Origin of the sequence: Cohnella sp. CFH 77786, assembly GCF_019400745.1 — a bacterium.
In the GTDB taxonomy this organism is placed as follows: Bacteria; Bacillota; Bacilli; order Paenibacillales; family Paenibacillaceae; genus Cohnella.
This window is the reverse complement of record NZ_WJIB01000013.1, coordinates 1-14,509: the sequence shown is the minus strand read 5'-3', so window position 1 is coordinate 14,509 and position 14,509 is coordinate 1. Positions and strand designations below refer to the sequence as shown.

Here is a 14,509-nt window from a genome sequence, read left to right as displayed (position 1 = left end):
AAGAAAGGAGGTGCGAATCGCATGCTGTTTCAGTCGCTGTCATCAATGGGATTCGCGCTGTCGCTTCCGGTCATTTTGCTCATGTATATGCTGAAAAGGACTTATCTCGATACGGAGGTGTCGAGCAGTCTGTTGTGGCGCAAAGCGCTGCGCGAACAGGAAGCGAACCGGCCGTGGCAGAAGCTGAGGAACCGTCTCCTCCTGCTGCTGCAATTGGCGGCGGCCGTGATGCTCGTGCTGGCTTTGATGGAGCCGGCCTTCACAGGCCGCGCGGCCGCTGGCCGTAAAGCCGCCGTTGTGCTGGATACGTCGGCCAGCATGACCGCTCGAACGGTTGGATCGAACGTGACCGCGTTCGAATCGGCCGTCTCGGAACTGCGTGCGTGGCTGGAAGAACAAAGCGCGTCCGCAAGCATTACGCTAATCACGACAGGCGAGGATCCGAAGGTCGAAGCATCCGGCAGCCCGAAAACGATTCAAGAAGCGCTGGACCGCATCCGCCCGCAGTACGGTTCGGCGGACGCGGCAGCCGGTCTCACGCTTGCAGATGCTGCGATACGCGGGGAGCCGGACGGCGAAATCGTGTTCGTATCGGACGGACGAAGCGTTCGGCCGGAGCGCCTGCGGCTTGCAGCTCCCGTGCGCACGCTGCAGGTGCAGCCGGCGGCAGGCAATGCTGCGATCGCCGCATTCGGCATTCGGGAAAATGGAGATTCCAATCAAGGTCGGTCGGCCGTCGTCACGGTGATGAACCAGGGCCATGTGCCTCTCTCGGGAACGCTGACCATTGAGGCGCCGGGAGTCAAGGAAAAGCTGTTTGCCGCCGACTACAAGTTGAACGCAGGAGAACGTCGGACGTTCCGCGGGGAGTTGGATGCGGAAGCGCCGTACTACCGGGCATCGATCGATTCCGGCTCGGCGGACGGCTTCGCCTCCGACGATGTCGCCTATGCGTTTCCGGCGTCCGGGAAATCGAGCCGCAGGGCTCTGCTCGTGAGCCGCGGCAACCTGTTCCTGGACAAAGCGCTTCAGCTCGCGGGCGTGCAGACGGTGAGAGCCGTTCCGGGCACTTACGAGCCTGACGAGCAGACCATGAAGACCGTCGACTGGGTGTTGGTGGACGGAGGTGTGCGGGAATCGGATCTCAGGTCGGAGTCCTGGAACAAGCTGCTTGCGTCGAAACCGGTATGGCGCCTTTGGTCCGCCGAATCGCCGCCGGAGGGAGGAAGCGCCGTTGTGCCGGATTCGGGCGAGGCGGCCGTGAAAGATCATCCGGTCGTTCACTATGTGACTTTCCAAGGCGTGCACATCGCCAAACTCGTCGTTACCCGCGCCGGAGAACAGCTGGGCGATCCCGTCGTGACGTATGGGGGGAAACCGGCGATTTACGCTGGACGTTCGGACGGAAAACCCGCCATCGTCTTTGCTTTCGATCTCCACGACTCCGATCTGCCATTGAAACCGGAATTTCCGATCCTCGTCGCGCAAGCGGCGGACTGGATGGGTGGCGGAATCACCGCTTATCTGGGGCAGGCGGTGGCCGGCAGCCGGGTCGAGGTGCAGCGCCAGACGGCAGCGGTTTCTGCCCGCTGGGAGCCGGTGGAAGTGCTATATGGCGATCGGCAGGCTATGAACGCGATTGTGGAATCAGATGATCAAGGCATGCCTTCAGGCGAGCAAATCGCGCCGGGTCTGCCGGGACTGTATCGTTATGTGGAATACGGCGAAGACGGCAATGTTTTGTCCGGCCGGCTGCTCGCCGTCGTATCCGCCCCGGAGGAGGGAGGGGTCGCGCAGAACGGTCCCGCCGGAGCCGGCAGCCTGGACGGAACGGCAGGGAACGCCGGCGCCGGGACGAGCACAGGAAGTGCGACGACATCCGACCGGGGATCAACGGATGACGTAATTTCCGCTTCCGAGCTTGTCGACCGTTCCTCCGCGATTCCATGGATTTGCGCGCTGCTGCTCCTGCTCATCGCGGCCGAATGGGAGGTGTACCGTCGTGGGACTGCGGGTTGAACATTCCTGGGCGCTGCTCCTGCTCATTCCTTGCGCGGTGTTCATCTGGTGGACGTTCCGGGGAACGCTCCGTCTTACGGGGGGCAGAAAAGCAGCGGCTGTAAGCGTGAGAGCGGCAATCCTATTGTTCCTGATCGCCGTGGTTGCAGGGGTGATGCCTTACGAACGGACTGAAATGCGAAATGTCGTGTTCGTCGCCGACCGTTCGGCCAGCTTGAACGAAGATGCCAAAGTAAGCGATTGGGTGCGTTCCGCAATCGATGCCAAATCCGCGAAAGACCAAGCCGCGGTCGTCTCGTTCGGGCTGAATGCGGCAGTGGAGCGGGCGCTTTCGGTGGAGCAGCCTTCCTCTTTCGCGCTTCGTACTGAGGTCAACCGTTCGTTCAGCAACGTTGCCGCCGGCTTGCAGCTCGGCGCCGGGCTGCTCGCGGACGGGGGGCGCATCGTGCTGCTCTCGGACGGGGAAGAGAACGCGGGCGACTTGCTGCGCCAAGGACGAAGACTGAGGGAGATGGGCATCGCCGTCGACGTGGTCGACATTCCGAAACAAGCGAAGGCAGACGCGGCGCTGGAATCGCTCCGAGTGCCGTCTTCTTTGAAGCTCGGGGAGAAGTTCTCGTTCGAACTTACGGTAACGAGCACATTCGCCGGTACGGCGGAGCTGCGGCTGTATGAGGATGAGGCGGAGAAGGGGCGGGTCGCCGTTCAGCTCGAAGCCGGAGAGAACCGGTTCGCTTTGCGGAGCGTGGCAGCAGATCCGGGGCTACACCGCTATCGCGCGGAAATTTATGCGGAAGGCGACCGGCAGGCGCAGAACAATGCGGCCTTCGCGTTCAGCCGCGTGGAAGGGCCGCCTCGCGTGCTCGTGATCGAAGGAGCGGCGGGCAGCTCGGGCAACATCACGTCCGCACTGTCGTCCTCGCTCATTCCGTACGACGTCATTTTGCCAGAGCAGCTTTCGTCCGAGCTCGCCGATTACGCGCGATACGACAGCCTCATTATGAACAACGTCCCCGCCACCCGAGTCGCCGAAGCGCCTATGCGGAATTTGGCCGCGGCCGTTTCCGATTACGGAATCGGTCTTGTCATGATCGGAGGCAAAGACAGCTATGGCCTCGGCGGCTACTTCAAAACGCCTGTCGAGAAGGCGCTGCCCGTCTACATGGATTTGAAAGGCAAACGGCAGCTCCCGTCTCTCGGTCTCGTTCTCGTGATCGACAAATCCGGGAGCATGGACGGAGGCAAGCTGGAGCTTGCCAAAGAGGCGGCGCTTCGCACGGTCGAATTGATGCGGGATGAGGATACCGTCGGTGTCGTGGCGTTCGACGATTCCCCCTGGTGGGTGATGGAGCCGGTTCGTCTGACGGAACGGGAAAAAGTGATGAGCGCCATCCAGGGCATTCATCCGGGCGGCGGGACGGAAATTTACTCCGCCGTCGACGCCGGGTTGAAAAGCATGCTGAAGGTAAACGCCCAGCGCAAACACATCATCCTGATGACGGACGGCCAATCCGCAAGCAATCCCGGTTATTCGAACCTCACGGCAATGATGGTCCAACACGACATCACGATGTCCACGGTCGCCGTAGGGGACGGCGCGGATGCGTCACTGCTCGAAAACTTGGCGAAAGAAGCCAAGGGGCGCTATTATTTCACGAACGACCAAAGCACGATTCCGGCGATTTTCAGCCGGGAGACGACGATGATGTCCCGGACGTATATCGTGGAGAATCGCTTCGTTCCGGCTGTCGGGAGTGCGGGCGATTGGTTCCTTTTATTCTCGGAAGGCGTCCCTGCCGTGGATGCCTACGTAGCGACGACGCCGAAAGAGACGGCCGACAGCGTGCTCGTCTCGCCGATGGGAGATCCGCTCCTGGCACGCTGGCAGTTCGGCTCCGGCCGAACGGTCGCCTGGACGAGCGACCTCACCGGGCAGTGGGCGAAAGATTGGATCGGGTGGGATCAGTTTCCGGACATTTTCGCGCAATGGGTCAAGTGGACGTTCCCGCAATTCGCCGGTGAGCCTTATGAAATCTCCGCCGAATGGCAAGGCGGGGAAGCCGAGCTCCGCATCCGGGAATCGTCCGGAGAAGGGGGGGCGGCAGGCGAGTTAAAGGCTATCGTGTCAGGAGACTATGGCGCGAAGTCCGAAGTGTCGCCGCTGCCGATCGCGCCTGGGGAATATGCGGGACGGGTTCCCGTCGACGGACCCGGCGTCTATTTGACGCAAATCGGCAACTCGGTGACCGGATTCGTCATTCCCTATTCGCCGGAATACCGGTTATCGGACGCGGGAGGCAAGGAGAAGCTCGCGCAGCTTGCGGCGACTACCGGAGGGCGGGTGCTCGATCCGTCCCGGCCGGAGGCTGCGTTCGAGGGACCGGAGTCGGTCACGAAACGGTACGGGGATTGGACACGGCCCCTGTTGATCGCAACGCTTCTGCTTTGGCTGCTGGATATCGCGATCCGGCGGTTGTCGGTGCCTTGGGGAAAGCTGGCGGCGTATGCCAGGCGGTTTGTTCCGGCGGCTTCGGGCTCGGGGACTGCGTCAACGGCTGGAAGCTCGGCGCTGTCACGACTTCAGCAACGGAAAAGGACGGCCGGAGACTTTTACTCGGCCGGGGGAAGCACTGGGGAGCAGGCGCACGCGCACGCGGACGCGGGTTCGAGAGCGGCCTCTATGGCGTCAACCGGACATATGGCGGGGCGGAAATCGGCGTCCGGCGGCTTAGCCGAGACGCAGGCGTCCTCTTCACGAAACAGCGCAGGTGCGCATACAGGGACTTATGGGTCAACAGATTCGGAATCCGCAGCTGCCTCGCCGCCTGCAAGACGAGTAGGTGAAGCAAAGACAGAAGACATCGGTGCTCCTTTCGGCTCTTCGCCGGAACGTTCCTCGTCACCCCATAAGCCGAAGACGTCCGCTCCTCCACTTACCGCCGCCGATTCGCAGTCCGGCGGAAAGGCGGACCCGGCCTCGGGAGCGGGTACCGGCTCAATCAATCGGCTGTTGGAAGCCAAGAAACGTAAACGACTATGAGGCAGATCCTCGGCAATGGCTGAAGACCCCTCCTTCCAGTACGAAGTGTTTCGGCGGTGAAGAACTTATTTCGCGGGCGTCAATCCATTCCTGTATACTGGATAGCAGAAGAGCAGCGATTCTGAGGGGAAGGGATAATCAATGGCCTATGAAAGCGAGCACGTCCTGGTGTCGGAAACCGCTCTGGCGGTTCGCGACCGGATACGAGAAATATGCGCAGGACTGCCGGAAGCGGTGGAGAAAATCGACGGCTTCGGGCACACGACGTTTCGCGTCAGGGACAAGTCCTTCGTCATGATGAGCGAAGGGGAGAAGGGCTGGGGCGGCAACTGTTGCATCAAAAGCGACAAAGAAACGCAGCAGTTCCTTATCCAGAAAGGACCCTACATTCGCGCGCCGTATATTGGACAACACGGATGGGTCCTGGTGGAGAATATGGACATCGCCGACTGGGACGAGTTCCGCGAATTGGTCATTGAAGCATACCTCCGGACGGCTCCGAAACGGCTGGTCCAAGCGTACCGGCAAGACTGATCCCCCTTTCCTTCAGAATCGAGCAACGCCGGAAGGCAACGGATATACAATGGGATGATCAGTCGAGCTGGCCGTGACGAGGGAGGAGATAAGGCGTTTGGAAACATTCGGCAGAGGATGTTTATACCTCATTTTGGGCATAATCGGGCTGACCGTGCTCGTCATTCTGACCGGCAGCAGCATTCATATTCCGTGGTTCATTTTTATCCCGATCGTCATTCTCGTTTTCTGGTTAGCGTCGAAGAAAAGCAAGAAATAACCCGGTTGCGAGCCGAGCGGCAACTCCCGGATCGGCCGGGACCGGCTGCGAGCCGAGCGGCAATTCCCGGATCGGCCGGGACCGGCTGCGAGCCGAGTTGCAACTCCCGGAACGGCTGGAACCGGTTGCCAGCCGAGCAGCACTCCCGTAACGGCGGGGCTCGGATCGGCAGGTATCGAGAGTTGTGAATCCGTCTCGTCTGTCACGTCTATCTCCGGTCGATCGCTTCCTCCATCGTTTTGTCGGTCAAGTGGGCGTAAATTTGCGTCGTTTCCGGCGAGGCGTGCCCTAGCTGCTCCTGGGTTTTGTACAAGTCGTTGCGCAAGTAATAGTCGGTCGCGAAAGAATGCCGAAGCTTATGGACGGAGAGATACGGTTTGCCGAACCGTTTGGCATATTTCACGACCATCTCCTGGATCGCGCGTTTCGTCATGCGGGATCCTTCTTTGCGTCCGTTGGCAATGGCGAGGAACAGCGCTTTCTCCCGCTTCGGTGCTTTGTAACGGGTCTCCCGCTGGGCGAGGTACATCTCCAGGTCTTCGACCGCGTCCTGACGGAAATAGACCGGCGTTTTGAACGTGTCGTCGTTTTTTCCTTTGCGGTATACGTAGACGAGCTTGCGCTTCATATCGAGGTCGTCCAGATCGAGATGGACCAGCTCGGAAACGCGGAGGCCGGAGTTCAAGATCAGGCTGACGATGCAGCAGTCGCGGATCCGGTTGAGCTCGTGCGAGTAAGTGGCCTGTTTGTTCGTGGCCACGTCATGTGCATAATCGTGGCGGATATAGGTAATGAATTCGATGATTTCCTGCTCCTGCAGCAGCTTGCCTTCTAGTTTGGCTGCGGTGTCCTTCGGCTTGTGCGTGCGTTTAACGGACACTTTAGCCATCACGTTGCGCTTGAGCAGCGGGTAGAAGTTCTCGTCTTCCGCGATCTGGCTCAAGTAATGGAAGAGGGACCGGAGAGAAGAAAGCTTGCGCGAAATGGTCGTTTTGCTGTTGGCGTTCTCTTTGCGGGTGGCGAGGAACATGCGGAAGCTGTCCACGCTATCCATATGCAGACGCTCCAGATCTTCGATCGGAATCCCGCTCATCGTCTCGCTGGCCGTCAAGCCTTCCGCTTGCAGCCAGGAGAAGAACGTTTCGTAGTCCCTCACGTATTCGAGCAGAGAGGAAGGGGACAGATCCGGCAATTTATAGTTGATGAATTTCTCGACGTACCAAGGCATTCGCGGCAGATGCTTCTCGAGCTCTTCTCGGTCTTTTTTCTTCTGCAGATTCAACGCTTGTCGCCTCCCGGGCGGTTCTCTTCCTTACTTTACCGGGCGCGCGTTCCGCTGACAAGTGCCGCAACCTATCCCGGCGGCCGTCCGTCTAAGAAGAAAAGCGAGAGGGGCGGTCGGATTGACGAAAATGAGGGGCTTTGTTCCGAAGATCCGACTTATCGTTCTGGCGGTTCTCCTGACGGGGTGCGGAAATCGTTTGCCGGCGGGTACGGATCTGCAGGCGTACGCGAAAGGACTGCCTGCGATGGACGCCGTGTACGAGAAATTCGATTTGGAGCACATAGGTTCAGGAGTGGGCGAGGACGGCGTTCATCTGGAAGTCCGAAAACGCCGGGATCCCATGAAGCCAACGCCGGACAAAGAAATCGAACGGATCAAGCAAGCGATTTACGAGGAATACGGCCGCAAGTTCCCGCTCCGTATCAATGTTTGGCAGATGCCGCAGACCCCGACGCTGGAGGGGACCATCACGGCGATGGATGAGCAGGGAATCCTGGTCGTTGCCCCGCCCGTCGATGCCGAAAGCTCGCCGCGGGCCATGTGGCTGAGATGGGGTTCGGACACGGTGATGCTGAACGCTTCCTCCGGCGAGGAATTAACCGCCGATCGTCTAAAGGTCGGATTCAACGTGCGAGCTTGGAGCGAACCTCTCGTTGCGATGAGTTACCCGGAACAATCCGGGCTGCTGCGGCTCGAAGTGAAGGATTCGAATGTCGGAAACGGGGATCTTCAAGGGACCGTTACGAAAATGGGAATCGGGTTCGAGGAAACGACCGAGCGGGAGCTGCAAATCGACGGGAAAGCTTACCGCGTGCTGCATTCCGCGATGTTCCGGAAAGGGGATGCGGCGATTCGGTTCGAGGACTTGAAGGAGGGTGACCGCGTGAGCGTCTGGTTCGCCGGATATGCGATGGAACCGGGAGATCAGATCATTACGCAAGTCGTGGTCACCCCTCATCCTTAATCTCGTTAACTTTCTTGTCTAACCATCCGTTCCGGCCGAACGATCTCGTTGAACTGCTCTTCCGTCAGGAGTCCGCTGCGCAGTGCCGCTTCTTTAAGCGTTAAGCCTTCCTTATGCGCGGTTTTGGCGATGGAAGCGGCGTTCTCGTATCCGATCAGCGGATTCAGCGCGGTCACGAGCATTAGCGAGCGCTCCAAATGTCCGGCGATCGCCGGCAGGTTCGGCTCAATGCCGACCGCGCAGTTGTCGTTGAAGGAACGGATCGCGTCGGACAGCAGGCGCGCCGACTGCAGGAATGCATAAGCGATGACCGGTTTAAAAACGTTCAGCTCGAAGTTCCCCTGGCTTGCCGCGAAGCCGATCGCCGCGTCGTTGCCCATGACCTGGCAGACGACCATCGTCATCGCTTCCGACTGGGTCGGATTCACCTTGCCCGGCATGATCGAGCTGCCCGGCTCGTTGGCCGGAATCGTGATTTCGCCGATTCCGCTCCGGGGACCGCTCGCCAGCCAGCGGACGTCGTTGGCGATCTTCATCAGATCGGCGGCGAGGGCCTTCAAGGCGCCGTGGACGAAAACCAGCTCATCATGGCTGGTCAGCGCGTGGAACTTGTTCGGAGCGGAGACGAACCGCCAGCCGATTAACCGGCTGAGCTCCTCGGCCATGCGGCTGCCGAACTCCGGATGCGCGTTGATGCCCGTACCGACGGCGGTGCCGCCGATGGCGAGCTCGCGCAACGACTCGGAGGCGGTACGGATCATCGCCTCGCTCTTCTCGAGCATGCGGTGCCAGCCGCTGATCTCCTGGCCGAGCGTCAGCGGGGTTGCGTCCTGCAGATGCGTGCGGCCGATTTTGATGACGTCGGCGTTCTGCTTGCTCTTCGCCGCCAGCGTATCCTTAAGCAGGGCGACGGAAGGGAGGACATCGCCCTCGATGACCGTCAGCGCGGCCATGTGCATGGCGGTCGGAAACGTATCGTTCGAGCTTTGAGACATATTGACGTCGTCGTTGGGATGAATTTTCACGTTGCCGTTCGCGGAAGCGAGGTGCGCGATCACCTCGTTCACGTTCATGTTCGTCTGCGTGCCGCTGCCCGTCTGCCACACGACGAGCGGAAAATGATCGTCCCACTTGCCTTGGGCGATCTCATCGGCGGCTTGGATGATCGCGGCAGCTTTATCGGCTGATAGCTTCCCCAGATCCCGGTTCACGGCTGCGGCGCTTTTCTTGAGCAGCGCGAAGGCGCGGATCAGCTCGATCGGAATGCGCTCCGTTCCGATGCGGAAGTTCTGCAAGCTGCGCTGGGTTTGCGCTCCCCACATTCGGTCCGCCGGCACCGCGATTTCTCCGAGCGTATCTTTTTCCATCCGGTAGTGCATCATCAATTCCTCCTTGGCAACGTCACGCGGATATGGTTTATTTACCTATATAGCATACACCTCGAATTCGCCCATGAAACCAAAAAGAGGAAGTGTACGAGTATGGCCATTGCCCAAGTGACGATCGTTCCGATCGGCACCGGATCCACCAGCCTCAGCGGCTATGTCGCCGAGCTGCACCGCATTCTGGAGCAAGAGCGTTCGTCGGTCCGTTACGAGCTGACGCCCATGAGCACGATCATCGAAGGAGATTGGGAGGACATCCTGCGGGTCGTGCGGCAAATGCACGAATCGCCGTTCCTGCAAGGTGCGCAGCGCGTATCCACCACGATCACGATCGACGATCGCCGGGACAAAGCCGCTTCGATGAAACAAAAGCTGGAGTCGGTTGAGCAAAAATTACATACAAGGAGATGAAGCCATGATCCGCATAGATGCGATGTTTTCGGACCATATGGTGCTGCAACGGGGTAAGAATATTCCTATTTGGGGAACGGGAAACGACGGGGAAACGGTCACCGTCGAATGCCGGGACAAGCAAGCTAAAGCCGTCGTCGAGGGAGGACGTTGGAAAGTTCTGTTGCCGTCCATGGATGCAGGCGGTCCATTTGAGCTTACGGTGAAGTCGGGAGAGGCCCAGAAGATCGCGTTACGCGATGTCTGGTTTGGGGACGTGTGGCTTGCCGGCGGGCAGTCGAACATGGAATGGAGCTTGAACGACTCGGCTGAAGGACCTGCGGAACTGCCGAAGGCAAACTTCGAGCAGCTTCGCTACTATCAAGTTCCGAAAATCACCTACGAGGACGGAATCGAGCGAGAACCTTCCTGGGTGGTTTGCACGCCGGAAACCGCCCGCGCTTTCTCCGCTGTCGCCTATTTCTTCGCCCAACGGGTGATGGAGGAAGAAGGGGTCCCGATCGGGATCATCGGCTGCAATTGGGGCGGCACGTCGGCTGCGTGCTGGATGGATGAGCAGGTGCTGGAGCGCGATCCGGCGCTGCACGTCTATCTTGAAGAGCATAGGGAGCGGTTAGTGGATTTCTCGTGGGAGAAATTTTACGAGCAGGAACGTGCACATGAAAAGGCTATTCAGGACTTCTTCGAGCGGGCGGAGCGGGGATTGACCGGGGAAGAGCTGGGCGACTACCCTTGGATGCCGCCGTACAGTCCGCACAGCTACATGCGGCCGAGCGGGTTGTACCATACGATGCTAAGCAAAGCCGCTCCCTATGCGCTTCGCGGCTTCCTCTATTATCAAGGGGAGGCGGACGCGGATCACAAAGCTCCCTTGTACGACCGGCTGCTGGAAGGCTTAATCGGAAACTGGCGCAGGGACTGGGAAGATCCGGAGCTGCCGTTCCTGTTCGTGCAGCTGCCTGTTTACGAAAACGGGGATCCGGACGGAGAGCATTGGCCGCTCTTGCGGGAAGCGCAATGGAAGACGGCCCGGCGGGTTCGCGGCGCCTGGATGACGGCGGCGTGGGAACTCGGGGAGAAAACGGACATCCACCCGCGCCATAAGCAGCCTGTGGGGGAACGCTTGGCGTTGTTGGCGCTGGAGCATGTTTATGGCCGCAGCGGCGTGGTAAGCTCGGGACCGGTGTGGGAGGACGTCCGTTTTGATCGGGGAGAAGCCGTATTGCGTTTTCGGCATGCGGGTTCGGATGGGCTAGGTATCCGCGGCGGCGGAGCTTTAAAAGGATTCGAATTGTGCGGTCCTGACAATCTGTATGGGCCTGCTGAGGCTGAGATTCGCAGCGGTGATACGGTTGTCGTACGGAGCAGTCAGGTCGCCGATCCCGTTGCCGTGCGCTACGGCTGGGCGAACTATTCCGAGGCGAATCTGGTCGGATCCACGGGGTTGCCGGCATTGCCGTTCCGGACGAGAGAGTAGGCGGAAGTAGCTGTTGCTTGCCGCCAGACTGGGGGAATACGGTGGGTATAATCAGTTAATTTTTTTCAATCGTATGTTGCAGCTCAGTTTCGGTTTTTGGATGAGACCCTGCAGCGGTTGTAAGGCAGGCAGCTCAGGCGAAGTCGCGCGTTCTACTTTTGGTAATTTCGGGAAAAAACCGGGATTTTACAGGAGGAAGCAGCGGTGCATGGGTTAACATACATGATCATATGGGTCGTATTGACCTTCTTCCCGTTGATCACCGCGTGGAAAAAAAGATGGTGGGCGTGTGCCCTATTTTCGGCCGGTTGGATCTTTTTCCTCTACACCGTGCTGCAGAACAAAGGCGGCTGGGATGACCTGGCCGACCTTGCGATGTTGATCGTCGTGGTCGCTCCCGTTTACTTGATCGCGTCGATCGTTTGGCTACTCGGTTCGGGAAAAAAACTCAGCCGTTAATTGTTTACTATTGATATCCTATAAGTATCGTGTCCTACCGATAGCATCGGAGGCAGCCCTCGGGCTGTCTCTTTTTGTTTTCTCATCGGACTGAGGGGAGTGTTTAGAATGGAGTATCATTCGAATGAGTCGTGCTTATTTGTGGAGCTTGAAACGGACGGGAAGTTCGGGGTTCAGTTTCTATCGCCATTTCGTCAAGAGCGGGTCAAACAAATCCGGAGCATTCCTGGTCGACAATACGATCCGATAGAGAAAAAATGGAGATTTCCAGCAAATGATGCAGCGGTCGAAACCTTCTGTCAAGTCTTTCGGAATGCTCCGGTGGAGATCCTGACACCGGAAATATTCAATTCGTTCCCATTATTCAAGAAACTTCGAAGCCGAAGCGATTGGGAATCCATCCGTCGTTTGCGCGAGCATATCAAACGAAAGGGATACTGCGGCACGACGGAAAAAACCTATCTCGGTCATGCATATCGATTTCTGGATTTCCTAGAGGTACCGCTGCAAAAAGTTTTTCCGAACCATGTCCAGGCTTATGTCTTGGCTATGATGAAAGAAGACAAATCTCATATTTATATCAGCCAAGCAATAAGTGCGCTGCGGTTTTGGTTATGCGAAGCGGAAGCCCGTAAAGGGTTCCAAAGAGCGTGGGTTCATCCGAAGCGCGAGAAGAAACTTCCGACCGTGCTTACCACGGCCGAGGTCATAAGGCTCTTGGATTCCGTTCGCAATATTAAACATCGAACCATTCTAACCCTTATTTACTCATCAGGACTACGGGTAGGGGAAGCAGTAAAGCTTAAACGGCAAGACATCGACCCTGTCCGCAAAACTTTGCATATCCGGCAAGGCAAGGGGAAAAAAGACCGGTACACCGTCTTATCCAGCAAAGCGTATCAATTATTGGAGTCGTATCTAAATCGAACGAATGTGGAACAGTTTCTGTTTCCAAGCGGAAAAGATACGACGCGGCCCATTCAAGTCCGTTCCATCCAGTATGTATTTGACCGCGCCAAACGCGAGGCCGGCATCTCGAAACCTGTGACCGTTCATACTTTGCGCCATTCCTTCGCAACCCACCTGTTGGAAGAAGGCACCGATTTGCGTTATATCCAAGAGCTCCTGGGTCACGCCAGCTCAAAAACTACAGAGATTTACACCCACGTAAGCATTAAAGACGTCCGTCGAATCAAAAGCCCCTTTGATCGTATGGTGGAATCTACCGGAAACGAGGATATTTGAGAGTTTCGCATTAGAGGAAATTATAGGGTATAACGCGAATTCGTTTTATAAGCAGTAAATAGATTTATCACGAAGTTCGTAGAATAGGAGTTAACTGAAATTCTCGAGAAGATCATTAAGAGGTCTTAGTTTATGGGCATTTCGATGATACATAAAGGTAAGGACGAATTTGCTGGTGCATTTCAATGCAGAAGGGTAAGGACGAATTTGCTGGGGCATTTCGATGATGCAGGAAGGGAAGGACAAATTTGCTGGGGCATTTCGATGATGCAGAAGGATAAGGACGAATTTGCTGGGGCATTTCGATGATGCAGAAGGATAAGACGAATTTGCTGGGGTATTTCGAAGAAGCCGAGAACTTCAGTTAACATTGCATTCACGCATCGGGTCGGCATTCGCCGCCCCTCGGTCCGCCAGAAGTGATCGACAAGGGAGCTGATTCAGGCGGACACACCTGCGAGGCTAAGTGGCTGCGCCACCCGGACCGGATTGATCCCAAATTGGATCAATCCAAGGAATCCTTAAGCCTCTCGGCGTCGTGAATGCGGGAACGTTAGATGAAATCGATGAAAAACTATAGAAAGTACATTGAAAAACAAATCGAGGAGTTCGATTAATGAACCAAATTGATAAACAAGAATGGGAAAGATGGAGCAAGACAAGAAGTAAGGGGAAACCAGTATACATAATTCGTTGGATAATTTACTGGATGTTTTTTATGTTGATTATCCGGGGAACGATCATGATAACAAGTAATAAGTCAATTGATATTATTGATGTAGTTGCTTTTATCGCAGTTGCAACATTTATTGGTATTACAACTTCGTTAATAAGGTGGACGATTTTTGAAAACCGATTTAAAGAAATGGAGAAACAAACAGAGAATAACTCAGAATAAATCTGCAGGATAACTCGGTGAAGTCATCGACTTCATCTAACATCGTTTTCACGCATCGCAGCCTTACGGCTGCTCGGTCCGCCCGAGGAGTTTTCGAGGAAGCTGATTCAGGCGGACAACCCTGCGAACCTAACCGCGTCGCGGCCGCCCCGTTGGGGCTTAAGGTTCTCGGGTTCGTGAATACGAGAGACGTTAACTGAAATTCTCGAAAAAACCACTGTAAGGTGTGTATTTGCTGGGGCGTTTCGATGATGCAGTAGTAAAGAGCGTATTTGCTGGGGCGTTTCAATGATGTAGTACTAAAGGGCGTACTTGCTGGGGTGTTTCGATGAAGTAGTAGTAAAGGGCGTACTTGCTGGGGTGTTTCGATGAAGTAGAAGTAAAGGGCGTACTTGCTGAGGTTTTTCGATGAAATAGTAGTAAAGGGCGTACTTGCTGAGGTGTTTCGATGAAGTAGTAGTAAAGCGTACTTGCTGGGGTGTTTCGAAGAAAAGTTCACTTTTTCAGATAATTCGAAGAAGCCGAGAACTTCA

The 14,509-nt window shown here is 56.9% G+C and carries 13 protein-coding genes; 11 read left to right on the top strand and 2 right to left on the bottom strand.

Features of this window, described 5'->3' with window-relative positions; translation table 11 throughout:
* Positions 1 to 21 precede the first annotated feature (21 nt).
* From GE107_RS18665 to GE107_RS18650, 4 genes are all read left to right on the top strand, one after another.
* Positions 22 to 2,019, top strand: coding sequence for a vWA domain-containing protein (locus tag GE107_RS18665; protein WP_219641520.1), 1,998 nt, complete (start codon positions 22 to 24; stop codon positions 2,017 to 2,019).
* The gene (locus tag GE107_RS18660) at positions 2,003 to 5,059 is read left to right on the top strand and encodes a VWA domain-containing protein (protein WP_219641519.1); all 3,057 of its coding nucleotides are present in this window, start codon (positions 2,003 to 2,005) and stop codon (positions 5,057 to 5,059) included. Before GE107_RS18665 ends, GE107_RS18660 begins: the two co-directional genes overlap by 17 nt.
* A gap of 141 nt (positions 5,060 to 5,200) precedes the next feature.
* Positions 5,201 to 5,593, top strand: coding sequence for an MmcQ/YjbR family DNA-binding protein (locus GE107_RS18655; RefSeq protein ID WP_219641518.1), 393 nt, complete (start codon positions 5,201 to 5,203; stop codon positions 5,591 to 5,593).
* A gap of 97 nt (positions 5,594 to 5,690) precedes the next feature.
* The gene (locus GE107_RS18650) at positions 5,691 to 5,852 is read left to right on the top strand and encodes a hypothetical protein (protein WP_219641517.1); all 162 of its coding nucleotides are present in this window, start codon (positions 5,691 to 5,693) and stop codon (positions 5,850 to 5,852) included.
* Between the two features lie 208 nt (positions 5,853 to 6,060).
* Here GE107_RS18650 and xerS read toward each other — a convergent pair whose 3' ends face one another.
* The gene (gene xerS, locus GE107_RS18645; RefSeq protein ID WP_219641516.1) at positions 6,061 to 7,134 is read right to left on the bottom strand and encodes a tyrosine recombinase XerS; all 1,074 of its coding nucleotides are present in this window, start codon (positions 7,132 to 7,134) and stop codon (positions 6,061 to 6,063) included.
* Between the two features lie 121 nt (positions 7,135 to 7,255).
* On the opposite strand from xerS, the gene GE107_RS18640 reads away from it, so the two are divergent.
* Positions 7,256 to 8,101: a hypothetical protein gene (locus GE107_RS18640; RefSeq protein WP_219641515.1), complete on the top strand. Its 846-nt coding sequence runs from the start codon at positions 7,256 to 7,258 to the stop codon at positions 8,099 to 8,101.
* A 5-nt stretch (positions 8,102 to 8,106) separates the two neighbouring features.
* Here GE107_RS18640 and fumC read toward each other — a convergent pair whose 3' ends face one another.
* The gene (fumC, locus tag GE107_RS18635) at positions 8,107 to 9,480 is read right to left on the bottom strand and encodes a class II fumarate hydratase (RefSeq protein WP_219641648.1); all 1,374 of its coding nucleotides are present in this window, start codon (positions 9,478 to 9,480) and stop codon (positions 8,107 to 8,109) included.
* 102 nt (positions 9,481 to 9,582) lie between these two features.
* On the opposite strand from fumC, the gene GE107_RS18630 reads away from it, so the two are divergent.
* The 6 genes from GE107_RS18630 to GE107_RS18605 all read left to right on the top strand — a co-directional run bounded on the left by GE107_RS18630 (position 9,583) and on the right by GE107_RS18605 (position 13,976).
* Positions 9,583 to 9,897: an MTH1187 family thiamine-binding protein gene (locus GE107_RS18630; protein ID WP_219641514.1), complete on the top strand. Its 315-nt coding sequence runs from the start codon at positions 9,583 to 9,585 to the stop codon at positions 9,895 to 9,897.
* 4 nt (positions 9,898 to 9,901) lie between these two features.
* On the top strand, positions 9,902 to 11,374 hold the full coding sequence (locus GE107_RS18625; protein WP_219641513.1) for a sialate O-acetylesterase: 1,473 nt from the start codon (positions 9,902 to 9,904) through the stop codon (positions 11,372 to 11,374).
* A gap of 204 nt (positions 11,375 to 11,578) precedes the next feature.
* A complete protein-coding gene (locus tag GE107_RS18620; protein WP_219641512.1) occupies positions 11,579 to 11,833 on the top strand; it encodes a hypothetical protein in 255 nt (84 codons plus the stop codon).
* Positions 11,834 to 11,941: 108 nt separating this feature from the next.
* Complete coding sequence (locus GE107_RS26700; protein ID WP_255570626.1) at positions 11,942 to 13,078, top strand: tyrosine-type recombinase/integrase; 1,137 nt, start codon at positions 11,942 to 11,944, stop codon at positions 13,076 to 13,078.
* A gap of 132 nt (positions 13,079 to 13,210) precedes the next feature.
* Positions 13,211 to 13,387, top strand: coding sequence for a hypothetical protein (locus tag GE107_RS18610; protein WP_219641511.1), 177 nt, complete (start codon positions 13,211 to 13,213; stop codon positions 13,385 to 13,387).
* A gap of 307 nt (positions 13,388 to 13,694) precedes the next feature.
* Positions 13,695 to 13,976, top strand: a complete 282-nt coding sequence (locus GE107_RS18605) for a hypothetical protein (protein WP_219641510.1) — start codon at positions 13,695 to 13,697, stop codon at positions 13,974 to 13,976.
* Positions 13,977 to 14,509 lie beyond the last annotated feature (533 nt).